At 32.7% G+C, this 20,420-nt stretch carries 19 protein-coding genes, 1 riboswitch and 1 other annotated feature; all 19 genes read left to right on the forward strand.

The window, feature by feature from the left end:
* Positions 1-124 precede the first annotated feature (124 nt).
* The gene (gene gap / locus JMUB898_RS05990) at positions 125-1,150 is read left to right on the forward strand and encodes a type I glyceraldehyde-3-phosphate dehydrogenase (RefSeq protein WP_002443330.1); all 1,026 of its coding nucleotides are present in this window, start codon (positions 125-127) and stop codon (positions 1,148-1,150) included.
* 353 nt (positions 1,151-1,503) lie between these two features.
* Positions 1,504-1,971, forward strand: a complete 468-nt coding sequence (gene nrdR, locus JMUB898_RS05995) for a transcriptional regulator NrdR (RefSeq protein WP_002443329.1) — start codon at positions 1,504-1,506, stop codon at positions 1,969-1,971.
* A gap of 3 nt (positions 1,972-1,974) precedes the next feature.
* On the forward strand, positions 1,975-3,363 hold the full coding sequence (locus JMUB898_RS06000) for a replicative helicase loading/DNA remodeling protein DnaB (protein ID WP_002443328.1): 1,389 nt from the start codon (positions 1,975-1,977) through the stop codon (positions 3,361-3,363).
* A complete protein-coding gene (gene dnaI / locus JMUB898_RS06005) occupies positions 3,363-4,283 on the forward strand; it encodes a primosomal protein DnaI (RefSeq protein WP_037541503.1) in 921 nt (306 codons plus the stop codon). The genes JMUB898_RS06000 and dnaI overlap by 1 nt, the downstream gene beginning before the upstream one ends.
* 342 nt (positions 4,284-4,625) lie before the next feature.
* Complete coding sequence (gene thrS, locus JMUB898_RS06010) at positions 4,626-6,563, forward strand: threonine--tRNA ligase (protein WP_037541501.1); 1,938 nt, start codon at positions 4,626-4,628, stop codon at positions 6,561-6,563.
* Between the two features lie 50 nt (positions 6,564-6,613).
* Positions 6,614-6,789, forward strand: a riboswitch (Lysine riboswitch).
* 225 nt (positions 6,790-7,014) lie between these two features.
* The gene (locus tag JMUB898_RS06015; RefSeq protein ID WP_002443323.1) at positions 7,015-8,514 is read left to right on the forward strand and encodes an amino acid permease; all 1,500 of its coding nucleotides are present in this window, start codon (positions 7,015-7,017) and stop codon (positions 8,512-8,514) included.
* A 60-nt stretch (positions 8,515-8,574) separates the two neighbouring features.
* Positions 8,575-8,698, forward strand: a sequence feature (ribosomal protein L20 leader region).
* A 27-nt stretch (positions 8,699-8,725) separates the two neighbouring features.
* Positions 8,726-9,253 (forward strand): translation initiation factor IF-3, encoded by a 528-nt coding sequence (gene infC / locus JMUB898_RS06020; protein ID WP_002443322.1) that lies wholly within the window; start codon positions 8,726-8,728, stop codon positions 9,251-9,253.
* 27 nt (positions 9,254-9,280) lie between these two features.
* Positions 9,281-9,481, forward strand: a complete 201-nt coding sequence (gene rpmI, locus JMUB898_RS06025) for a 50S ribosomal protein L35 (RefSeq protein ID WP_001830767.1) — start codon at positions 9,281-9,283, stop codon at positions 9,479-9,481.
* Between the two features lie 39 nt (positions 9,482-9,520).
* Positions 9,521-9,877 carry a 50S ribosomal protein L20 gene (gene rplT / locus JMUB898_RS06030; protein ID WP_044466739.1) on the forward strand — a complete coding sequence of 119 codons (357 nt, stop codon included), beginning with the start codon at positions 9,521-9,523 and terminating at the stop codon, positions 9,875-9,877.
* Positions 9,878-10,006: 129 nt separating this feature from the next.
* Positions 10,007-10,615, forward strand: coding sequence for an NUDIX domain-containing protein (locus tag JMUB898_RS06035; protein ID WP_002443316.1), 609 nt, complete (start codon positions 10,007-10,009; stop codon positions 10,613-10,615).
* A 19-nt stretch (positions 10,616-10,634) separates the two neighbouring features.
* Positions 10,635-11,558: a hypothetical protein gene (locus JMUB898_RS06040; protein WP_002443314.1), complete on the forward strand. Its 924-nt coding sequence runs from the start codon at positions 10,635-10,637 to the stop codon at positions 11,556-11,558.
* 164 nt (positions 11,559-11,722) lie between these two features.
* Positions 11,723-13,024, forward strand: coding sequence for a trigger factor (gene tig, locus JMUB898_RS06045; protein ID WP_002443312.1), 1,302 nt, complete (start codon positions 11,723-11,725; stop codon positions 13,022-13,024).
* Positions 13,025-13,231: 207 nt separating this feature from the next.
* Complete coding sequence (clpX, locus tag JMUB898_RS06050; protein ID WP_126514787.1) at positions 13,232-14,494, forward strand: ATP-dependent Clp protease ATP-binding subunit ClpX; 1,263 nt, start codon at positions 13,232-13,234, stop codon at positions 14,492-14,494.
* A 155-nt stretch (positions 14,495-14,649) separates the two neighbouring features.
* Positions 14,650-15,237 carry a ribosome biogenesis GTP-binding protein YihA/YsxC gene (gene yihA, locus JMUB898_RS06055; RefSeq protein WP_002443309.1) on the forward strand — a complete coding sequence of 196 codons (588 nt, stop codon included), beginning with the start codon at positions 14,650-14,652 and terminating at the stop codon, positions 15,235-15,237.
* A gap of 192 nt (positions 15,238-15,429) precedes the next feature.
* Entirely contained in the window at positions 15,430-16,776 is a 1,347-nt protein-coding gene (gene hemA, locus JMUB898_RS06060; protein ID WP_002443307.1) for a glutamyl-tRNA reductase, read from the forward strand.
* A gap of 21 nt (positions 16,777-16,797) precedes the next feature.
* Entirely contained in the window at positions 16,798-17,610 is an 813-nt protein-coding gene (locus JMUB898_RS06065; RefSeq protein WP_002443305.1) for a cytochrome C assembly family protein, read from the forward strand.
* 176 nt (positions 17,611-17,786) lie between these two features.
* Positions 17,787-18,713: a hydroxymethylbilane synthase gene (gene hemC, locus JMUB898_RS06070; RefSeq protein ID WP_002443303.1), complete on the forward strand. Its 927-nt coding sequence runs from the start codon at positions 17,787-17,789 to the stop codon at positions 18,711-18,713.
* A gap of 35 nt (positions 18,714-18,748) precedes the next feature.
* Complete coding sequence (locus JMUB898_RS06075) at positions 18,749-19,429, forward strand: uroporphyrinogen-III synthase (RefSeq protein ID WP_037541563.1); 681 nt, start codon at positions 18,749-18,751, stop codon at positions 19,427-19,429.
* A complete protein-coding gene (gene hemB, locus JMUB898_RS06080; RefSeq protein ID WP_002443299.1) occupies positions 19,419-20,393 on the forward strand; it encodes a porphobilinogen synthase in 975 nt (324 codons plus the stop codon). The genes JMUB898_RS06075 and hemB overlap by 11 nt, the downstream gene beginning before the upstream one ends.
* Positions 20,394-20,420: the final 27 nt, after the last annotated feature.

Raw genomic sequence — 20,420 nt, forward strand, 5'->3', positions numbered from 1 at the left:
CTTATTTAAAATGATAGCTAAACGTAATTTATTTCAATTAGTAAACGCTTTCAAAAATAAATAATTATGTTATACTAATCCTATAAAGTATAACATATAAATAAATGCTCAAGGGGTGCTTTTAATGTCAACGAATATCGCAATTAATGGAATGGGTAGAATTGGAAGAATGGTATTACGTATAGCTTTAAAAAATGAAAATTTAAATGTAGTTGCTATCAACGCAAGCTATCCTTCTGAAACAATTGCACATTTAATTAATTATGATACAACTCATGGTACATATGATAAGAAAGTAGAACCAACAGAAAATGGTATCAAAGTTGGAGATCATGAAATTAAATTAGTATCTGATAGAAACCCTGAAAACTTACCATGGAGAGAATTAGATATTGATCTTGTTATCGAAGCAACTGGTAAATTTAATCATGGTGATAAAGCGATTGCGCATATTAACGCAGGGGCTAAAAAAGTATTATTAACAGGACCTTCAAAAGGCGGAGAAGTGCAAATGATTGTAAAAGGGGTTAATGATGATCAACTAGATATTAATCAATATGATATCTTTAGTAACGCTTCATGTACAACCAATTGTATAGGTCCAGTAGCCAAAGTCTTAAATGATAAATTTGGAATTGTAAATGGTTTAATGACAACGGTTCATGCTATTACAAATGACCAAAAAAATATTGATAATCCACATAAAGATTTACGTAGAGCACGTTCATGTAACGAAAGTATTATACCTACTTCAACTGGTGCAGCTAAAGCACTTAAAGAGGTATTACCAGAAGTTGAAGGCAAACTTCATGGTATGGCACTACGTGTTCCAACGAAGAATGTTTCCCTAGTGGATTTAGTGGTTGATTTAGAGAAAAATGTAACCGCTGAAGAAGTAAATGATGCATTCAGAAATTCAGGCTTAGATGGCATATTAGACGTTGAAGATGCACCTTTAGTGTCCGTTGATTTTAATACAAACCCTAATTCAGCAGTGTTAGATGCACAATCTACAATGGTGATGGGAGATAATAAAGTTAAAGTTATCGCTTGGTACGATAATGAATGGGGATATTCAAACCGAGTTGTTGAAGTTGCTGAACAAATTGGTCAACTTATTGAAGATGAAGCAACAGTTAAAGCAGTTTAATTAAATATTTAGTTAATCAATTTGGTATATAAAATCCGATACGATAGCTCTAAGATAATTTCAGTTTAGAATTGTCTTAGAGCTTTTTTATTACTACACTCATTTTTAAAGTAGTAAAATCCTGTTGTGTCATGGTGATTTTCTACGTCAAAAAATTTATATTGTCTTATAAAAGTGAAATTTTAATTTGTGACATGCATTTTTATTATTATTGTATTTATCTACGACATCCACTCTAAAATATTTCAGTTATTAAGTATAATAATTCGATTATTAGTCTAAAGGACCTTTCTTTTTTACAAGCCAATTTTATAGTATAATGAACGATAATCAAACTTAAGAGGGTGACATAAATGAAATGCCCAAAATGTAATTCAACGCATTCAAGAGTAGTCGATTCGAGACATGCTGATGAAGCTAATGCAATAAGACGTAGAAGAGAATGTGAAAATTGTGGCACTAGATTTACCACATTTGAACATATTGAAGTAAGTCCGCTTATCGTTGTTAAAAAAGATGGCACTAGAGAGCAATTTTTAAGAGAAAAAATATTAAATGGCCTAGTAAGATCTTGTGAAAAAAGACCGGTAAGATATCAACAATTGGAGGATATAACGAATAAAGTAGAGTGGCAATTAAGAGATGAAGGACAAACTGAAATATCTTCCCGAGATATTGGAGAACATGTAATGAAATTATTGATGCATGTAGATCAAGTTTCCTATGTAAGATTTGCTTCCGTCTATAAAGAATTTAAAGATGTGGACCAACTACTTGCTTCCATGCAAGGAATTTTGAATGATAACAAACGGAGTGATTAATCAATGGGATTACAATCCTATGAATATGGTTTGAGGCCTCAAGATGGCTTTGAAGTGATTAAAGAATTTCAAATAACGACAGAACACTTAGAAATACTAAATCGCCTGTTTACGCCTTTAATTGGGCCCCAGTCTATTGGACTTTATCATTTTATGAATCAGTTTACTGATGACAATAATCATTATCCGCTAACACATTATGTATTTATGAATGAATTAAAAATTAACCTTCTAGATTTTAGGAAGCAAATGGATTATCTAGAAGCAATAGGATTGGTCAAAACTTTCGTAAATCACGAAGAGAAACAAACACATTTTGTGTATCAATTAATTCAACCTCCAACAGCATATCAATTTTTTAATGATCCAATGCTTTCTGTATTTTTATATAGTGAGGTTGATAAGAATCGTTATCAAATGCTTAAAGCTCATTTTGAAAGGGATAAAAAAGATTTAAGTAGTTATCAACAAACAACACGAAAGTTTACTGAAGTATTTAGCGTTCCTAAGAAAATGATGGACCAAGATTTATCTAAACTTAAACAAATTAAGCACTATGATGGTGTTGATTTATCTAATGAGACATTCGATTTCGATTTATTAAAACAAATGTTAAATCATCATTTTATCAGTAATGAAATCATTGATAAGGATGCTAAAGAACTCATCATTCAACTCGCTACATTATATGGATTAACCCCAGATGGTATGAAAAAGGTTATATTAAATTCAATTACTAGTGCGCAACAATTATCTTTTGAAGAGATGCGGAAACAGGCGCGTTCTTACTATCTAATAGAACATGAAAATCATCTACCCAAATTACAATTAAAAGAGCAACAATCAGAAGTCTCATCAAATAGTGAAGAAATCTCACCTCAAAATGATACTGAAGCATGGTTGAAATTACTTGATGAAACAAGTCCAATTGATATGTTGGCAAGTTGGTCTGGGTCAGAGCCTACACAATCTCAGAAAAGTATGATTGAAGAATTAATGAATAGAGAGAAGATGAATTTTGGTGTCATTAATATTCTATTGCAATTTGTTATGCTTAAAGAAGATATGAAGTTGCCGAAATCTTATATATTTGAGATAGCGTCAAATTGGAATAAAAAAGACATTAAAACTGCGAAACAGGCTTATGATTATGCACTTCAAGTCAATCAACCTAAAAATTATGAGCAGAATTATAAAGGAAGTAGAAATTATTCAAGACAAAACAAACAATTGATATCTAAAGAAAAAACACCAAAATGGTTAGAAAATCGAGATAATCAATCTGCAAACACTTCTGAAAAACAATCAAAACAAAATGACGATAAATTAGAAAAAGACCGTCAAGCATTCCTAGAGAAATTAAATAAAAAATGGGAGGAAGGTGATGAGTGATGAAAAGCTTCAAAAATATTATGGGGTCGTCACAAGACTTAGATAAAAGAATTGAAAAAATAAAAAAAGACGTAATAAATGACCCAGATGTTAAGCAATTTTTAGAGCACCATCAATCTGAACTTACTAATGCGATGATTGATGAAGATTTAAATGTATTGCAAGAATATAAAGATCAACAAAAGCATTACGATGGTCATCGCTTCGAAGATTGCCCCAATTTTGTAAAAGGACATGTACCTGAACTCTACATAGAAAATGATAGAATAAAAATTCGATATTTAATGTGTCCTTGCAAAATTAAACATGACGAAGAACGGTTTAATTCTCAACTCATAACCTCTCATCATATGCAACGAGATACATTAAATGCCAAGTTGAAAGACATCTATATGGACCAACGCGATCGTTTAGATGTAGCGATGGCTGCAGAAGAAATCTGTACTGCTATTGCTAATGATGAAAAAGTAAAAGGGCTATATTTACATGGTCCGTTTGGTACAGGTAAATCATTCATACTAGGCGCAATTGCCAATCAACTTAAGTCTAAAATGATTTCCTCTACTATCGTGTATTTACCTGAATTTATACGTACTTTAAAGAGTGGATTTAAGGATGGTAGCTTCGAAAGGAAATTAGAACGTGTGCGAGAAGCTAATATATTAATGTTAGACGATATTGGTGCTGAAGAAGTTACGCCATGGGTAAGGGATGAAATCATAGGACCATTGCTACATTATAGAATGGTACATGAACTACCAACTTTCTTTAGTTCTAACTTTGATTATAGTGAACTTGAGCATCACTTATCTATTACAAGAGATGGATCTGAAAAAACGAAAGCCGCTCGTATTATCGAACGTGTTAAGACGCTATCCAACGCATATTATCTTGAAGGTAAAAATTATAGAAACAATTGAATTTTATTATATGAGGTGTATAATAGACTTAAATCTAAATCGTTGAAACTATTGAAGACAAGATAATTTAATCACTGTTACACAGAAAGTCATTAGCTAATGAGAATATGGCTAACATATTAAATGATTACTACTTCAGTAAATGATATTTGTAATGAATATCCGGCTCAAGACCGTTATCTTATGTAGAGAAGTTTAACTCTTTAATGAGAATAAGAGTTAAACGACTAGGGTGGTACCGCGATAATCTCGTCCCTTGTTTGGGGCGGGATTTTTTGTGTTTTATGGATATTTATTAAACAAGTCAACGATCAGATGCTTTATTATTTAGGAGGGTTAAGTATGGATCAAATTAATATTCAATTTCCAGATGGTAATTCAAAGGCGTTTGATAAAGGTACGACTACAGAAGATATCGCTCAATCTATAAGCCCAGGTTTAAGAAAGAAAGCTGTAGCAGGTAAATTTAATGGTCAAATGGTCGATTTAACTCGTCCGCTTGAAGAAGATGGATCAATTGAAATTGTTACACCTGGAAGTGAAGAAGCACTTGAAGTATTACGTCATTCAACTGCTCACTTAATGGCTCAAGCCTTAAAACGTTTATATGGAGATGTGAAGTTTGGTGTAGGACCGGTTATTGAAGGTGGGTTCTATTACGATTTTGATATGGATGAAAAGGTATCATCAGATGACTTTGACAAAATCGAAAAAACAATGAAACAAATCGTCAATGAAAATTATAAAATTGAAAGAAAAGTAGTAAGTAGAAACGAAGCTAAAGAATTCTTCAAAGATGATCCTTATAAATTGGAATTGATTGATGCAATTCCTGAAGATGAAAATGTTACTTTATACACACAAGGTGAGTTTACTGATTTATGCCGCGGTGTTCACGTACCTTCAACTTCAAAAATTAAAGAATTTAAGTTATTATCCACTGCTGGCGCTTATTGGCGTGGTGATAGTAATAACAAGATGTTACAACGTATTTACGGTACTGCATTTTTCGATAAAAAAGATCTAAAAGCGCACTTACAAATGCTTGAAGAACGTCGCGAACGAGATCATCGTAAAATTGGTAAAGACTTAGAGTTATTTACTAATAGCCAACTCGTAGGTGCAGGTTTACCTCTATGGTTACCTAATGGGGCTACAATTCGACGTGAAATTGAACGTTACATTGTTGATAAAGAGGTAAGCATGGGTTACGACCATGTATATACTCCTGTGCTCGCAAATGTTGATTTATATAAAACTTCAGGACACTGGGACCATTATCAAGAGGATATGTTCCCACCAATGAAATTAGATGAAACAGAAGAAATGGTATTAAGACCAATGAACTGTCCACATCATATGATGATTTATAACAATAAACCACACTCTTATCGTGAACTACCTATTCGTATTGCTGAATTAGGTACAATGCATAGATATGAAGCAAGTGGTGCTGTTTCTGGATTACAACGTGTTCGTGGTATGACTTTAAATGACTCTCATATTTTCGTAAGACCTGATCAAATTAAAGAAGAGTTCAAACGAGTTGTAAACATGATTCAAGAGGTATATGAAGATTTCGGTTTCGAAGATTATACTTTCAGATTAAGCTATAGAGACCCTGAAGATAAAGAAAAATACATGGACGATGATGAAATGTGGAATAAAGCTGAATCAATGCTTAAAGAAGCAGTTGATGAAATGGGCTTACCATATGTAGAAGCTATAGGGGAAGCGGCTTTCTACGGTCCAAAATTAGACGTTCAAGTTAAAACAGCTATGGGTAAAGAAGAAACATTATCTACAGCTCAACTTGACTTCTTATTACCAGAACGCTTTGAACTTACTTATATAGGAAGCGATGGCGAACAACATCGCCCTGTTGTTATCCACCGTGGTGTGGTTTCAACTATGGAACGTTTTGTTGCATTCTTAACTGAGGAAACTAAAGGGGCATTCCCAACTTGGTTAGCGCCAAAACAAGTTGAAATTATTCCTGTAAATGTTGATATTCATTATGACTATGCGCGTCAATTACAAGATGAGCTCAAATCACAAGGTGTACGTGTCGAAATTGATGACCGTAATGAAAAAATGGGATATAAAATACGTGAAGCACAAATGCAAAAAATCCCATACCAAATTGTAGTCGGTGACAAAGAAGTGGAAAATAACGAAGTGAATGTTAGAAAATATGGTTCAGAAGACCAAGAATCACTTGAAAAAGATGAGTTCATTTGGAATCTTGTTGATGAAATCCGCTTGAAAAAACATAGATAAGCTTGAAAAGACAGGCTGTATCATGTATATTACAATTGAATCAAATATAAATTAGAGTTAGAGGTTGCATTGTTAATCAGTAGCTAATCAGAAGTTGTATGGAACATATGTTGAATTAGCAAAAGGTAACAATGCCGAAACAAATGTAAAACCATAATTTACATTTGTTGGGACAGTTTTCGATAAGAAGCTGTACTGTCACTGAATGTGATGTGCTACCTTATATAGATAAAAGCAAAGTGGTTGCATATCTTAAAGGTATGTAACCACTTTTTTTGTTTGAGTTCTGTGTGTAACTAAAGTTCGTATAATTTCAATTCAATGATGATGAAATTAAGCCTACTCATAACTATGTATGATTTTAATCGAATTTTCATACAAGAAGTGTATAGTTATTCTACACAGAGAAATAGTTACATGTTAGCCTCTAAGACAAGGAAAGGGAACTTCTATGAGTAAAAATGAAAATCAAAATGGCGGTGTTCAAAGAGGATTAAAAGATCGTCATATTTCTATGATCGCAATTGGCGGTTGTATTGGGACAGGTCTATTTATGACTTCAGGTGGTGCCATTCATGATGCTGGTGCATTAGGTGCATTAATTGCGTATGCGATTATTGGCGCGATGGTATTCTTCCTAATGACTTCACTAGGTGAAATGGCGACATATTTGCCGGTTTCAGGATCTTTTAGTACGTATGCTACAAGATTCGTAGATCCTTCTTTAGGATTTGCTTTAGGTTGGAATTATTGGTTTAACTGGGTTATTACAGTTGCAGCTGATGTAACGATTGCAGCTCAAGTTATACAGTATTGGTCTCCAATGCAAGGGATGCCTGCTTGGGTTTGGAGTTGTATATTCTTAGTTATTATTTTCGCATTAAATTCTTTATCAGTGAGAGTGTATGGCGAAAGTGAATATTGGTTTGCTTTAATTAAAGTTGTTACTGTAATTATCTTTATTGTGATAGGTTTATTAACAATACTAGGTATCATGGGTGGAGAATTTGTAGGATTCGATACATTCACTAAAGGTGACGGTCCTATCCTAGGTGGAAACCTTGGAGGTAGTCTTCTCTCTATTTTAGGTGTATTCCTAGTAGCTGGATTCTCATTCCAAGGTACTGAATTAATAGGTATTACAGCTGGTGAATCTGAAAATCCTGAAAGAGCTGTTCCAAAGGCGATCAAACAAGTATTTTGGAGAATCTTATTATTTTATATTTTGGCAATATTTATCATAGGTATGTTGATTCCTTATGATAGTAAGGCATTAATGGGTGGCGGAGATAGTATTTCTACTTCACCATTTACACTTGTATTTAAGAATGCAGGTCTTGCCTTTGCAGCTTCGTTCATGAACGCTGTTATACTTACATCAGTACTATCAGCCGGAAATTCAGGAATGTACGCGTCTACTCGTATGTTATATTCAATGAGTAAAGATAAACTTGCATTTGCTTCATTTGGCAAAACAAACAAAAGTGGTGTACCTTATTTATCATTAATTGCTACTGGCGTACTAGTTGTACTTATTTTCGCTTTACAACACCTCAGTGGCGATGCATATGAATATATTGTTGCGGCGAGTGGAATGACAGGATTTATTGCTTGGGTAGGTATAGCGATTAGTCACTTTAGATTTAGACGCGCTTTTGATAAACAAGATTACGATAAAAGTAAGCTTAAATATAAAGCCAAACTTTTCCCATTTGGTCCTATATTCGCAGGTATATTATGTGTGATTGTTATTATCGGGCAAGATGTTGATTTTATTAAAACTGGACATTTTGACCTAAATAGATTTGTAATTACCTATATGGGTATACCTGTATTTTTAATCTTCTTCCTTTATCATAAATTACGCTATAAAACTAATATGATTCCACTTAATAAAGTGGATCTAAGACAAGATGTTTCAATGGAAGAAATTAGACATCATGATAAATAATAAAAAAACAATTGACTTACATGTTTATTACTGATATGATTGTAAACGTTGAATACGAAACGAACCAAGTAGAAGCACCCGCTTCTCACCTGTAGCGACGCTAATGCAGTTGGCAGGTTAATCATGTTACACAATAAATGTGTGAAAGAAGAGCGGGTAGTGATACTCGCTCTTCTTTTTTGCTTGGGACAATTTCGTAAAACTTTAGGAGGTGTCAACCATAGCAAAAGATCAAACTCAAATTAATGAGAAAATTCGTGCAAAAGAACTACGTTTAATAGGCCAAGATGGAGAACAAATTGGTGTGAAACCTAAACGTGAAGCGTTAGAAATGGCTGAACGTGTAGATTTAGATTTAGTTGTTGTAGCGCCAAACGCTAAACCACCTGTTGCGAGAATTATGGACTACGGTAAATATAAATTCGAACAACAGAAAAAAGAAAAAGAAATGAAAAAGAAACAAAAAGTTATCAATGTTAAAGAAATACGTTTAAGTCCAACTATTGAAGAACATGACTTCCAAACTAAGTTGAAAAATGGACGTAAATTCTTATCTAAAGGCGATAAATGTAAAGTTTCTATTCGTTTCAGAGGACGTGCAATTACGCATAAAGAAATTGGTCAACGCGTATTAGAAAAATTTGTAGATGAATGTAAAGATATCGCAACTGTTGAACAAAAACCTAAAATGGAAGGGCGCCAAATGTTCATTATGTTAGCGCCTGTCAATGAAAAATAATCGTCAATTAATAGGAGGAAATGAATCATGCCTAAAATGAAAACTCACCGTGGAGCAGCTAAACGTGTTAAAAGAACTGGTTCAGGTCAATTAAAACGTTCAAGAGCTTTCACATCTCACTTATTCGCAAATAAAAACACTAAACAAAAACGTCAATTACGTAAAGCTAAATTAGTGTCTAAAAGTGATATGAAACGTGTAAAACAATTATTAGCATACAAAAAATAAGAAATAGTACGATAGTTAATATCTAAGGAGGAATTTATTATGCCACGAGTTAAAGGTGGAACAGTTACAAGAGCCCGTCGTAAAAAAACGATTAAATTAGCTAAAGGTTACTTCGGTGCGAAACACACATTATACAAAGTAGCTAAACAACAAGTAATGAAATCAGGTCAATATGCTTTCCGTGACCGTCGTCAACGTAAACGTGATTTCCGTAAATTATGGATCACTCGTATTAATGCGGCTGCACGTCAACATGACATGAGCTATTCTCGTTTAATGAACGGCTTGAAAAAAGCTGAAATCGACATTAACCGTAAAATGTTATCAGAAATCGCTATTTCTGACGACAAAGCTTTCGGTGAATTAGTATCTAAAGCTAAAGAAGCTTTAAAATAATAATTGATTAAGAGATGATGTAGAGGTCATCTCTTTTTTTATTGCCAAATCGCAAGTGTTAAATCGCAAAATATAATGATTTTTGCTAAAATGACAGGTATAAAAGTATAAATTCAAAAGGAGATAAAAATGTCTAAATTTGATGAACAAATTATCGTTGTACCAAGAAGTGTATTATTTAATGATGATAAAAATGCTTTCAATGGTTTTTTACATAAAAATAATATTAAAGGAAAAGACATCTTTAATGCTTTAAGTGAATATGAAGTCAAAAGACGTGGTGATATGGAAGAAGATCCTACGTTTAAACAGCTTATCTCTTATTGTTTATTAGAAAATGAAAAAGGAGAAATTCTTGTCTACGAACGTCTATCTGGTGGCGGAGAAGAGAGATTACACGGTCAATCTTCTATTGGTGTAGGAGGTCACATGAATGACGTCGTTGGTGCAGATTCTATTAATGAAGTTTTAAGAGTTAATGCGCAAAGAGAATTGGAAGAAGAAGTAGGTCTAGCTAGTGAAGATTCACAAAATATGGAATATATTGGTTTTATTAATGATGATACTAATGAAGTAGGTAAAGTTCATATGGGTGTTGTGTTTAAAATTACTGTCCATACTTCTGATGTTGAAGCAAAAGAAACTGATACACTTAGAATAAAGTGGGTAGAAAAAGGAAGTATTGAATCTTACGATGATTTTGAGACATGGAGTGCTTTAATTCTTCAAGACCTATAAAGATTGGAGTGCATAATAATTGTCAAATGTAATTCCTTTTCCACAATCTGAACAAAAAATAATCACGAAAATAAAAAATGCTCAACACAATCATGATTATGAAGAAATGTATGATCTATTTGAAACCTACGAAAGACATTTCGAACTTACTGAAGATCTTGCTTTGAAAAAATGTTGGATGCTTAATCAAATGAGTTCATTTTTAGAATTAAGAGAAGAAGCCATTATATTATTGAAGCGTGGATTGAGTTGTTATGATGACTTAATGATTTATTACGTTAAGAGTTTAAATGGTTTAGGTCAATATTATCAGACAGTTGAAGTAATCAATCAAATTATTGATGAAGTGCGTGATCATAAAACAAGAATGGCACTCTTTCCTTTAAAAGAGTATGCACAATCTAAATTAGATGAAGATCGACAAATGATTTCATCATCTCTTGCAAAATTCGAAGATTATAATAGTAGAGAACAAACAGCATTAGTTTTACAACTGATTGATAATGGACATTATCAATTTAAAGAGAGTGTTGCGCATTTATTATCAATATTGAAATTACCTCATAATATTATGAGCCTCATGTTAGAATATTTAAGATTTGCTGAATACGATAATGAAATTGTAATCAGAAAGTATGGTCAAGAGGTAAGCGTCATACCTTCAAACCTAACTGGATTAGAACATACAACGATGAAAGAAACTGTGATTCCTCAAGTGATACAAAGGCTTGAAGAAGGCGCATTACACATTGTAGATGAAGCGCATCATATTATGAATAATCATTCAATACTCTTATATCCATTAGAAATTAAATCTCTATACCATATTGATGAATGGATTAATGCTTATGATGTTTATTTTAAATCATTAATTGGTATAGAAATAACTGTTGAGAATTTAAACACATTAGAATTTATTAAATCTTTAGATATTGAGAACTGAAATTCATTTGTTGCAAATTTAGAAAAAGAAATTTAATATAGTATCTATTGAAAATAAATAAACTTGAAAAACTCAGTGTTTTCAATGTTTGTTTACGATTTAAACCTATGATATAATAGGGAAGTTGAAAAAAATAAATTAGTCAATCATGGAGGTATTTATACATGACAGCAACTTGGGAAAAAAAGGAAGGTAACGAAGGCGTATTAACAGTTACTGTTCCTGCAGAAAAAGTAGACAAAGCATTAGATCAAGCATTTAAAAAAGTAGTTAAACAAATTAATGTGCCTGGTTTCCGTAAAGGTAAAGTGCCTCGTCCAATCTTTGAACAACGTTTTGGTGTAGAAGCATTATACCAAGATGCAGTAGATATCTTATTACCTGAAGCTTATGGAGAAGCTATTGATGAAACTGGTATTAATCCAGTAGCACAACCTGAAGTAAGTGTTACTCAAATCGAAAAAGGTAAAGACTTTATCTTCGATGCTACAGTTACAGTTGAACCAGAAGTTGAATTAGGTGAATATAAAGGTCTTGAAATTGAAAAACAAGACACTGAACTTACTGATGAAGAATTACAAGAATCTATCGATCACAGTTTAGGCCACTTAGCTGAAATGGTTGTTAAAGAAGATGGCGCTGTTGAAAATGGCAACACAGTAAACATTGACTTTAGTGGTTCAGTTGATGGTGAAGAATTTGAAGGCGGTCAAGCTGAAGGCTATGACCTAGAAGTTGGTTCAGGTTCATTCATCCCAGGATTCGAAGAGCAATTAGAAGGTATGAAAACTGGAGAAGAAAAAGACGTTGTTGTAACTTTCCCAGAAGAATATCATGCTGAAGAATTAGCAGGTAAAGAAGCTACTTTCAAAACAAAAGTAAATGAAATCAAATATAAAGAAGTGCCTGAGCTTACTGATGAAGTAGCAAATGAATTAGATTCAAATGCTGAAACTGTAGATGAATATAAAGAAAACTTACGTAAACGTTTATCTGAACAAAAAGCTACAGAAGCTGAAAATACTGAAAAAGAAGAAGCAATCAACAAAGCTACTGACAACACAACAATTGATATCCCAGAAGCTATGGTTAACACTGAATTAGACCGTATGATTCAAGAATTCGGTCAAAGAATTCAACAACAAGGTTTAGACTTACAAACGTATTATCAAATCTCTGGTCAAAACGAAGAACAATTAAGAGAGCAAATGAAAGATGATGCTGAACAACGTGTTAAAACAAACTTAACGCTTACAGCTATTGCAGATGCTGAAAATGTTGAAGTTTCTGACGAAGATATCGATAAAGAACTAGAAAAAATGAGTGAACAATTTAATATCTCAGTTGAAGATATTAAATCAACTTTAGGTAATACAGATATCGTGAAAAATGATGTACGTATTCAAAAAGTTATCGATTTATTAAGAGATAACGCTAAATATGTTGAATCAACAAAAGAAGACTAATTATTAGGTGAAGTTACTTTGACGATATCGTCAATAAAGTATAATTAATCAAAGATTGTTCATATTTAATGACTAAGTGAAAAAGGTAGCAGATACATGTAATGTGTATCTGCTATAACTATTTAAGCAGATAAATTGTAAATGCACAAAGTTGCATTGTAGAATGCAATCTAGTATAGTCTTTAAGGAATAGGGGTGTAAAAAAGAATGTTCAAATTCAATGAAGATGAAGAAAACTTAAAATGTTCTTTCTGCGGTAAAGACCAAGATCAAGTTAAAAAATTAGTCGCAGGAAGTGGCGTATATATTTGTAACGAGTGTATTGAGCTTTGCTCAGAAATCGTTGAAGAAGAATTAGCTCAAAATACGTCAGAAGGATTTACTGAATTACCAACTCCTAAAGAAATTATGGATCATTTAAATGAATATGTCATTGGCCAAGAAAAAGCAAAAAAATCATTGGCTGTTGCAGTTTATAACCACTATAAACGTATTCAACAATTAGGCCCTAGCGAAGATGATGTAGAGTTACAAAAAAGTAATATCGCATTAATTGGTCCTACAGGTAGCGGTAAAACATTATTAGCGCAAACATTAGCTAAGACGCTTAATGTACCATTTGCGATTGCAGATGCTACAAGTCTTACTGAAGCAGGCTATGTAGGCGACGACGTTGAAAATATTCTATTACGTTTAATCCAAGCTGCTGACTTTGATATAGATAAAGCTGAAAAAGGTATTATATATGTCGATGAAATTGATAAAATAGCTCGTAAATCTGAGAATACTTCTATTACACGTGATGTGTCTGGTGAAGGTGTTCAACAAGCCTTACTTAAAATTTTAGAAGGTACAACTGCAAGCGTTCCTCCACAAGGTGGACGTAAACATCCAAACCAAGAGTTAATCCAGATTGATACTACGAATATTTTATTCATCTTGGGTGGTGCCTTTGACGGAATTGATGAAGTAATCAAACGTCGTTTAGGAGAGAAAGTAATTGGATTTGCTAGTAATGAAGCTGATAAATATGATGAAGAAGCTTTATTAGAACAAATTCGACCAGAAGATTTACAATCATATGGTTTAATTCCTGAATTTATTGGACGTGTACCAATTGTTGCTAACCTTGAAACATTAGATATTGCAGCACTTAAAAATATCTTAACGCAACCGAAAAATGCGTTAGTTAAGCAATATACTAAGATGCTAGAATTAGATAATGTTGAATTAGAATTTACTGATGAAGCATTATCAGCAATTAGTGAGAAAGCAATCGAACGTAAAACAGGTGCACGTGGCTTTCGTTCAATTATTGAAGAAGCACTTATCGATATCATGTATGATGTTCCTTCAACTGAAAATGTAAGCAAAGTTGTTATTACTGAACAAACAATTAATGAAGAAATTGAACCTGAACTATACGATTCTGAAGGTAATCTTGTTAACGAAAGTAAAACTTCAGCATAATTCATATTGATGAAACATACTGAGCCACATAAGTTGTGGCTCAGTTTTTTTATGTAAATCACACCGTAATATGATTTCAAACATATCTTATCGACATAAAATCATTTATAATGTTAGAGTTAAGTTAAATTTAAGTGATAAAGAGAGGATAAAATATGAATATCAATCCTAATAATATCGAATTAATCATCAGTGCTGTGCAAAAATCTCAATACCCTGAAACAGAGATGGCCGAAGTTGCATTAAGCGGACGTTCTAATGTGGGTAAATCGACTTTCATTAATAGTATGATAGGACGTAAGAATATGGCTCGTACTTCCCAACAACCGGGGAAAACGCAAACGCTCAATTTCTTTAATATAGATGAACAGCTTATCTTTGTCGATGTACCTGGATATGGTTATGCAAAGGTGAGTAAAGTTCAAAGAGAAAAGTTTGGTAAAATGATTGAAGAGTATTTAACACAACGAGAAAATCTACAACTTGTTATTCAACTGGTCGATCTACGACATAATCCAACTGAAGATGATGTACTCATGTATAATTATTTGAAACATTTTGATATTCCTACATTAGTGATTTGTACCAAAGAGGATAAAATTGCTAAAGGTAAAGTTCAAAAACACATTAAAAATATTAAAGAAAAATTAGATCTTGAACCGGAAGATGAGATAATCAGCTATTCTTCTATTAAAAATAGTAATCAACAGCAAGTTTGGGATATCATTGCTTCTTATTTATAACTATTCTTATGTATAAATAATTAAAATCACAGAAATATAAAATCTTGTAAATTTGATTGAATGATTTGTTACTATTTTGACAAAATTTTGAAGTTACATTAGAATATTTCTAATTTATTTGAGCATTCAACTTAATTGTGTAAATAAATGTGTTATACTTGTTTTATTGTTAGTATATGGAGGGCGTTATAAATGCATTTTATTGCAATTAGCATAAATCATCGTACTGCTGATGTAGCACTAAGAGAGCAAGTTGCTTTTAGAGATGATGCCTTGCGATTAGCCCATGAAGATTTATATGAAACGAAATCCATTTTAGAAAACGTCATATTATCTACATGTAATCGTACTGAAGTATACGCCGTAGTTGACCAAATTCATACAGGACGTTACTATATTCAACGTTTCTTAGCACGTTCTTTTGGATTTGAAGTAGATGATATTAAAGAAATGTCAGAAGTCAAAGTGGGGGACGACGCAGTAGAACATTTATTGCGTGTGATTTCTGGCCTTGATTCAATAGTACTTGGAGAAACTCAAATTTTAGGTCAAATGCGTGATGCATTTTTCTTAGCACAAGAAACAGGTACTACTGGAACAATATTTAATCATTTATTCAAACAGGCGATTACTTTTGCTAAACGCGCACATAGTGAAACTGATATTGCAGATAATGCTGTCAGTGTTTCTTATGCTGCCGTTGAATTAGCTAAAAAGGTATTCGGAAAATTGAAAAGCAAACATGCTGTCATTATTGGTGCAGGGGAAATGAGCGAATTATCACTCTTAAATCTGTTAGGTTCTGGAATTTCAAATATCACTATCGTCAATCGCACAGTAGCTAAAGCTGAAGTGTTAGCTAATAAGCACAATGTCTCTTACGATTCTTTAGATGCTTTGCCATCATTATTAGAGCAAACTGATATTGTGATTAGTTCTACAAGTTCTCAAGACTATATCATTACCAATCACATGATTGATCAAATTTCTGATCGTAGAAAAGGCGATTCATTAGTCATGATTGATATTGCGGTTCCTCGTGATATCGAACCAGGAATTGATGCGATTACGAATATCTTCAATTATGATGTTGACGATTTAAAAGGTTTAGTCGATGCAAACTTAAGAGAACGTCAACTTGCAGCCGAAGCAATTGCACAACAAATCCCTGATGAAATTGATTCCCACAATGAATGGGTCAATATGTTAGGTGTTGTCCCTGTTATTCGTGCTTTACGAGAAAAAGCGATGAATATACAATCTGAAACGATGGAAAGTATCGATCACAAGTTGCCGAATCTTTCAGAAAGAGAAAGAAAGGTTATTTCAAAACATACAAAAAGTATTATTAACCAAATGTTGAAAGATCCAATCAAACAGGCTAAAGAATTAAGCAGTGATAAGAAAAGTACTGAAAAATTAGAGCTATTTCAAAACATTTTTGACATTGAAGCCGAAGATCCTAGAGAGAAGGCTAAGCTAGAAAAAGAAAGTAAAGCAAAGGAAATTTCTGCTCGTCGAATTTTTAGTTTTGAATAAGCATATTAATATGGTGATAATATGCAAGAAACCCTGTTTATTAGATTTCATGAATTTATATTAATTATTTATATATTGAGCATAGTATGCTACTTTGTGGACTTTATAAGAAAAAGTTATAAAGTTAGGACTTTAGGCGTTTATTCACTAGGGATTGTTTGGATATTACAAACAATCTCTTTATCTGTTTTTATCATTCAAACAGAGAAGGTCCCTTTAAATTCTATATTTGATGTCTTTTTCACGTTGACGTGGATTATTATAACGATTTCTCTAGTATTGAATTTAATTAAAGTACTTAATTTTTCTGTATTTTTCTTGAATCTTATAGGATTAATACTTATGGCAATGAATACGTTCCAGCCGAAAAATTATCAAACCCAAATCCAACAAGTAGCAGTTATTAATGAATTGTTGCTTGTGCATATTGGATTAGCTGTATTAAGTTACGCTTTCTTTGCCGTAGCATTTGTGAATGCATTATTATATATTATTCAATATAGAAACTTAAAAGAGAAAAACTTTGATCAAAATTATTTTAGAATCGGTAGTGTGGGTACTTTAGAGTCAATTATTTTTTATTCAACTCTAACAGGTTTTATTGTACTCATTTTAAGTATTATATTAGGCGCGCAATGGGGCGTTTTCGCAGTAGGTAATAAAATATTTATAGATCCTAAAGTCATACTTTCTTCAGTCATTACATTCTTATATGGCGTTTACATTTTTTTACGTATCAAAAAATGGATTACTCAAAGAAATTTAGTGTATTTTAATATCATTTTATTTTGTCTTTGTATGATTAATCTGTTCTTTACAGCCCACTTTACTTAAAAATAAATTTAAGCACTTAAGGACGAAGCAAAATAAACAAAACAGACTGTTAATAATCTTTTGTTAAAATAAAAGAGTATTGAGATTTAAGTTATGTGTTTAAAAGAGTTATCTACAGTCTGTCATCTATTTCAATCATTTTAAGAAGATACTAGTACCTAGGAGGCATTCAACATATGCGTAAACTCGTTGTTGGATCACGTAGAAGTAAATTAGCTTTAACACAGAGTCAACAGTTTATAGATGAATTAAAGGAAATTGAACCTGATTTAGATATTGAGATTAAAGAGATTGTTACCAAAGGTGATAAAATAGTTGATAAACAATTATCTAAAGTTGGGGGCAAAGGACTTTTTGTTAAAGAAATTCAAAACGAATTATTTAATAAAGATATCGATATGGCTATCCATTCATTAAAAGATGTACCAAGCATTATCCCTGAAGGGCTTACGTTAGGATGTATACCGGATAGAGAAGTACCATTTGACGCATACATTTCGAAGAATCATACACCTTTAAGTGAATTACCTGAAGGTAGTATTGTGGGCACAAGCTCATTACGTCGTGGTGCACAAATTCTTTCCAAGTATCCACATTTAGAAATTAAATGGATTCGTGGAAACATTGATACTCGCTTAAATAAATTAGAAACAGAAGACTATGACGCTATTATTTTAGCGGCAGCTGGCTTAAGACGTATGGGCTGGTCAGATGATATCGTTACCACTTATTTAGATAAAGATATTCTCTTACCAGCAATCGGACAAGGCGCATTAGGTATAGAATGTAGAAGTGATGATGAAGAACTTCTTGATCTACTTAAAAAAGTTCATAATCACGAAGTTGCACAATGCGTGACAGCTGAACGTACTTTCCTATCTGAGATGGATGGTAGTTGCCAAGTTCCTATCGGAGGTTATGCAACGATTGACGGTAATAGTCAAATTGAATTTACGGGATTAATTATGACACCTGACGGAAAAGAGCGTTATGAACATACCGCTAGAGGTCACAATCCTGTTGAGTTAGGACAAGAAGTAAGTCGTGTTTTAAAAGAACAAGGTGCTTATGAAATCATTAGAAAGTTAAATGAAGAAAATTAATAATATAACCATACCTTAGAGGTGGCACTAAAATGATGAAACCAGTGATAGTTATGACGCAAACAAGTAAAGTTCAAAGTGATTTAGTGAATATTATTCACAAACCATTGATACAAATTCAAGAACTTTCTTTTAATGAACATTTGCTCAATCATAGCTATGACTGGCTTATTTTTTCGTCAAAAAATGCAGTTAAATACTTTTATGCATATTTAAAAAGCGTTAAAGTTAAAAAGGTAGCAGTTATTGGAGCTAAAACTGCTCAATACTGCCAAGATTTAAATATTCATGTTGACTTTCTTCCACAAGATTTTTCACAAGAAGGATTTTTAGCAGAATTTCAAAATAAGGACCAAAAAATATTACTTCCATCAAGTCAGTACGCACGGCCTAAATTAGCAAATCAATTGAACAAATATAATGATGTTACTAAGATAGATTTGTATCGACCTGTAGCGCATCAACAACATATTGAGGAAGTAAAACAATTAGTAAAAGAAAAACACATTGATGCTATTACTTTTTCTAGTTCATCGGCTGTTAGATTTTATTTTAGTGATAATAATATTCCAGAATTTAATCATTATTATGCGATAGGAAAACAGACGGCTGATACGCTGAAAGAATATCATCAAAATGTGCGGATTGCTGATCAACAAACTTCAGAATCATTAATAGATAAAATTTTAGAAAGTAGGGACAATAATGAAATTTGATAGACATAGAAGATTACGTTCTTCACAAACAATGCGTGATTTGGTAAGAGAAACACATGTGAGAAAAGAAGATTTAATTTATCCAATCTTTGTGGTTGAAAAAGATGATGTTAAAAGCGAGATTCAATCTCTTCCAGGTGTATATCAAATTAGTTTAAATTTATTACATGAAGAAATTAAAGAAGCTTATGACCTAGGCATAAGAGCAATTATGTTCTTTGGTGTTCCGAATGAAAAAGATGATGTAGGTTCTGGCGCATATGATCATAACGGCGTTGTTCAAGAGGCAACTCGAATTGCTAAAAAAATGTATAATGATTTATTAATTGTTGCTGATACATGTCTTTGTGAATATACAGATCATGGTCACTGTGGTGTGATAGATGATCATACACATGATGTAGATAATGACAAATCATTACCTTTATTAGTGAAAACTGCAATTTCTCAAGTAGAAGCAGGAGCAGATATTATTGCTCCAAGTAATATGATGGACGGCTTTGTTGCTGAAATCAGAGAAGGTTTAGACCAAGCAGGTTATGAAAATATTCCAATCATGAGTTACGGTATTAAATATGCATCTAGTTTCTTCGGTCCTTTCCGAGACGCTGCAGATTCAGCACCATCTTTTGGAGATAGAAAAACATATCAAATGGATCCTGCCAATCGTCTAGAGGCTTTAAGAGAATTAGAAAGTGACCTTAAAGAAGGTTGCGATATGATGATTGTTAAACCTGCATTAAGCTACTTAGATATTGTGAGAGATGTTAAGAACAATACTAATGTACCTGTAGTAGCTTATAATGTCAGTGGTGAATATAGTATGACTAAAGCTGCTGCACTTAACGGTTGGATTGACGAAGAAAAAATCGTAATGGAACAAATGGTTTCTATGAAGCGTGCAGGCGCTGACTTAATCATTACGTATTTTGCAAAAGATATTTGTCGTTATTTAGATAAATAATAATACGCTACTAAGGAGGCACTTAAT

This window comes from Staphylococcus caprae, assembly GCF_003966625.1.
Lineage (GTDB): Bacteria > Bacillota > Bacilli > Staphylococcales > Staphylococcaceae > Staphylococcus > Staphylococcus caprae.

Excerpts from the sequence above, each read along its gene's own strand:
- thrS (WP_037541501.1), top strand. The coding sequence starts at position 4,626 with ATGGATCAAATTAATATTCAATTTCCAGATGGTAATTCAAAGGCGTTT.
- JMUB898_RS06065 (WP_002443305.1), top strand. The coding sequence starts at position 16,798 with ATGCAAGAAACCCTGTTTATTAGATTTCATGAATTTATATTAATTATT.
- rpmI (WP_001830767.1), top strand. The coding sequence starts at position 9,281 with ATGCCTAAAATGAAAACTCACCGTGGAGCAGCTAAACGTGTTAAAAGA.
- JMUB898_RS06075 (WP_037541563.1), top strand. The coding sequence starts at position 18,749 with ATGAAACCAGTGATAGTTATGACGCAAACAAGTAAAGTTCAAAGTGAT.
- hemC (WP_002443303.1), top strand. The coding sequence starts at position 17,787 with ATGCGTAAACTCGTTGTTGGATCACGTAGAAGTAAATTAGCTTTAACA.
- JMUB898_RS06015 (WP_002443323.1), top strand. The coding sequence starts at position 7,015 with ATGAGTAAAAATGAAAATCAAAATGGCGGTGTTCAAAGAGGATTAAAA.
- hemA (WP_002443307.1), top strand. The coding sequence starts at position 15,430 with ATGCATTTTATTGCAATTAGCATAAATCATCGTACTGCTGATGTAGCA.
- hemB (WP_002443299.1), top strand. The coding sequence starts at position 19,419 with ATGAAATTTGATAGACATAGAAGATTACGTTCTTCACAAACAATGCGT.
- rplT (WP_044466739.1), top strand. The coding sequence starts at position 9,521 with ATGCCACGAGTTAAAGGTGGAACAGTTACAAGAGCCCGTCGTAAAAAA.
- JMUB898_RS06035 (WP_002443316.1), top strand. The coding sequence starts at position 10,007 with ATGTCTAAATTTGATGAACAAATTATCGTTGTACCAAGAAGTGTATTA.
- JMUB898_RS06000 (WP_002443328.1), top strand. The coding sequence starts at position 1,975 with ATGGGATTACAATCCTATGAATATGGTTTGAGGCCTCAAGATGGCTTT.
- nrdR (WP_002443329.1), top strand. The coding sequence starts at position 1,504 with ATGAAATGCCCAAAATGTAATTCAACGCATTCAAGAGTAGTCGATTCG.
- clpX (WP_126514787.1), top strand. The coding sequence starts at position 13,232 with ATGTTCAAATTCAATGAAGATGAAGAAAACTTAAAATGTTCTTTCTGC.
- yihA (WP_002443309.1), top strand. The coding sequence starts at position 14,650 with ATGAATATCAATCCTAATAATATCGAATTAATCATCAGTGCTGTGCAA.
- tig (WP_002443312.1), top strand. The coding sequence starts at position 11,723 with ATGACAGCAACTTGGGAAAAAAAGGAAGGTAACGAAGGCGTATTAACA.
- gap (WP_002443330.1), top strand. The coding sequence starts at position 125 with ATGTCAACGAATATCGCAATTAATGGAATGGGTAGAATTGGAAGAATG.
- dnaI (WP_037541503.1), top strand. The coding sequence starts at position 3,363 with ATGAAAAGCTTCAAAAATATTATGGGGTCGTCACAAGACTTAGATAAA.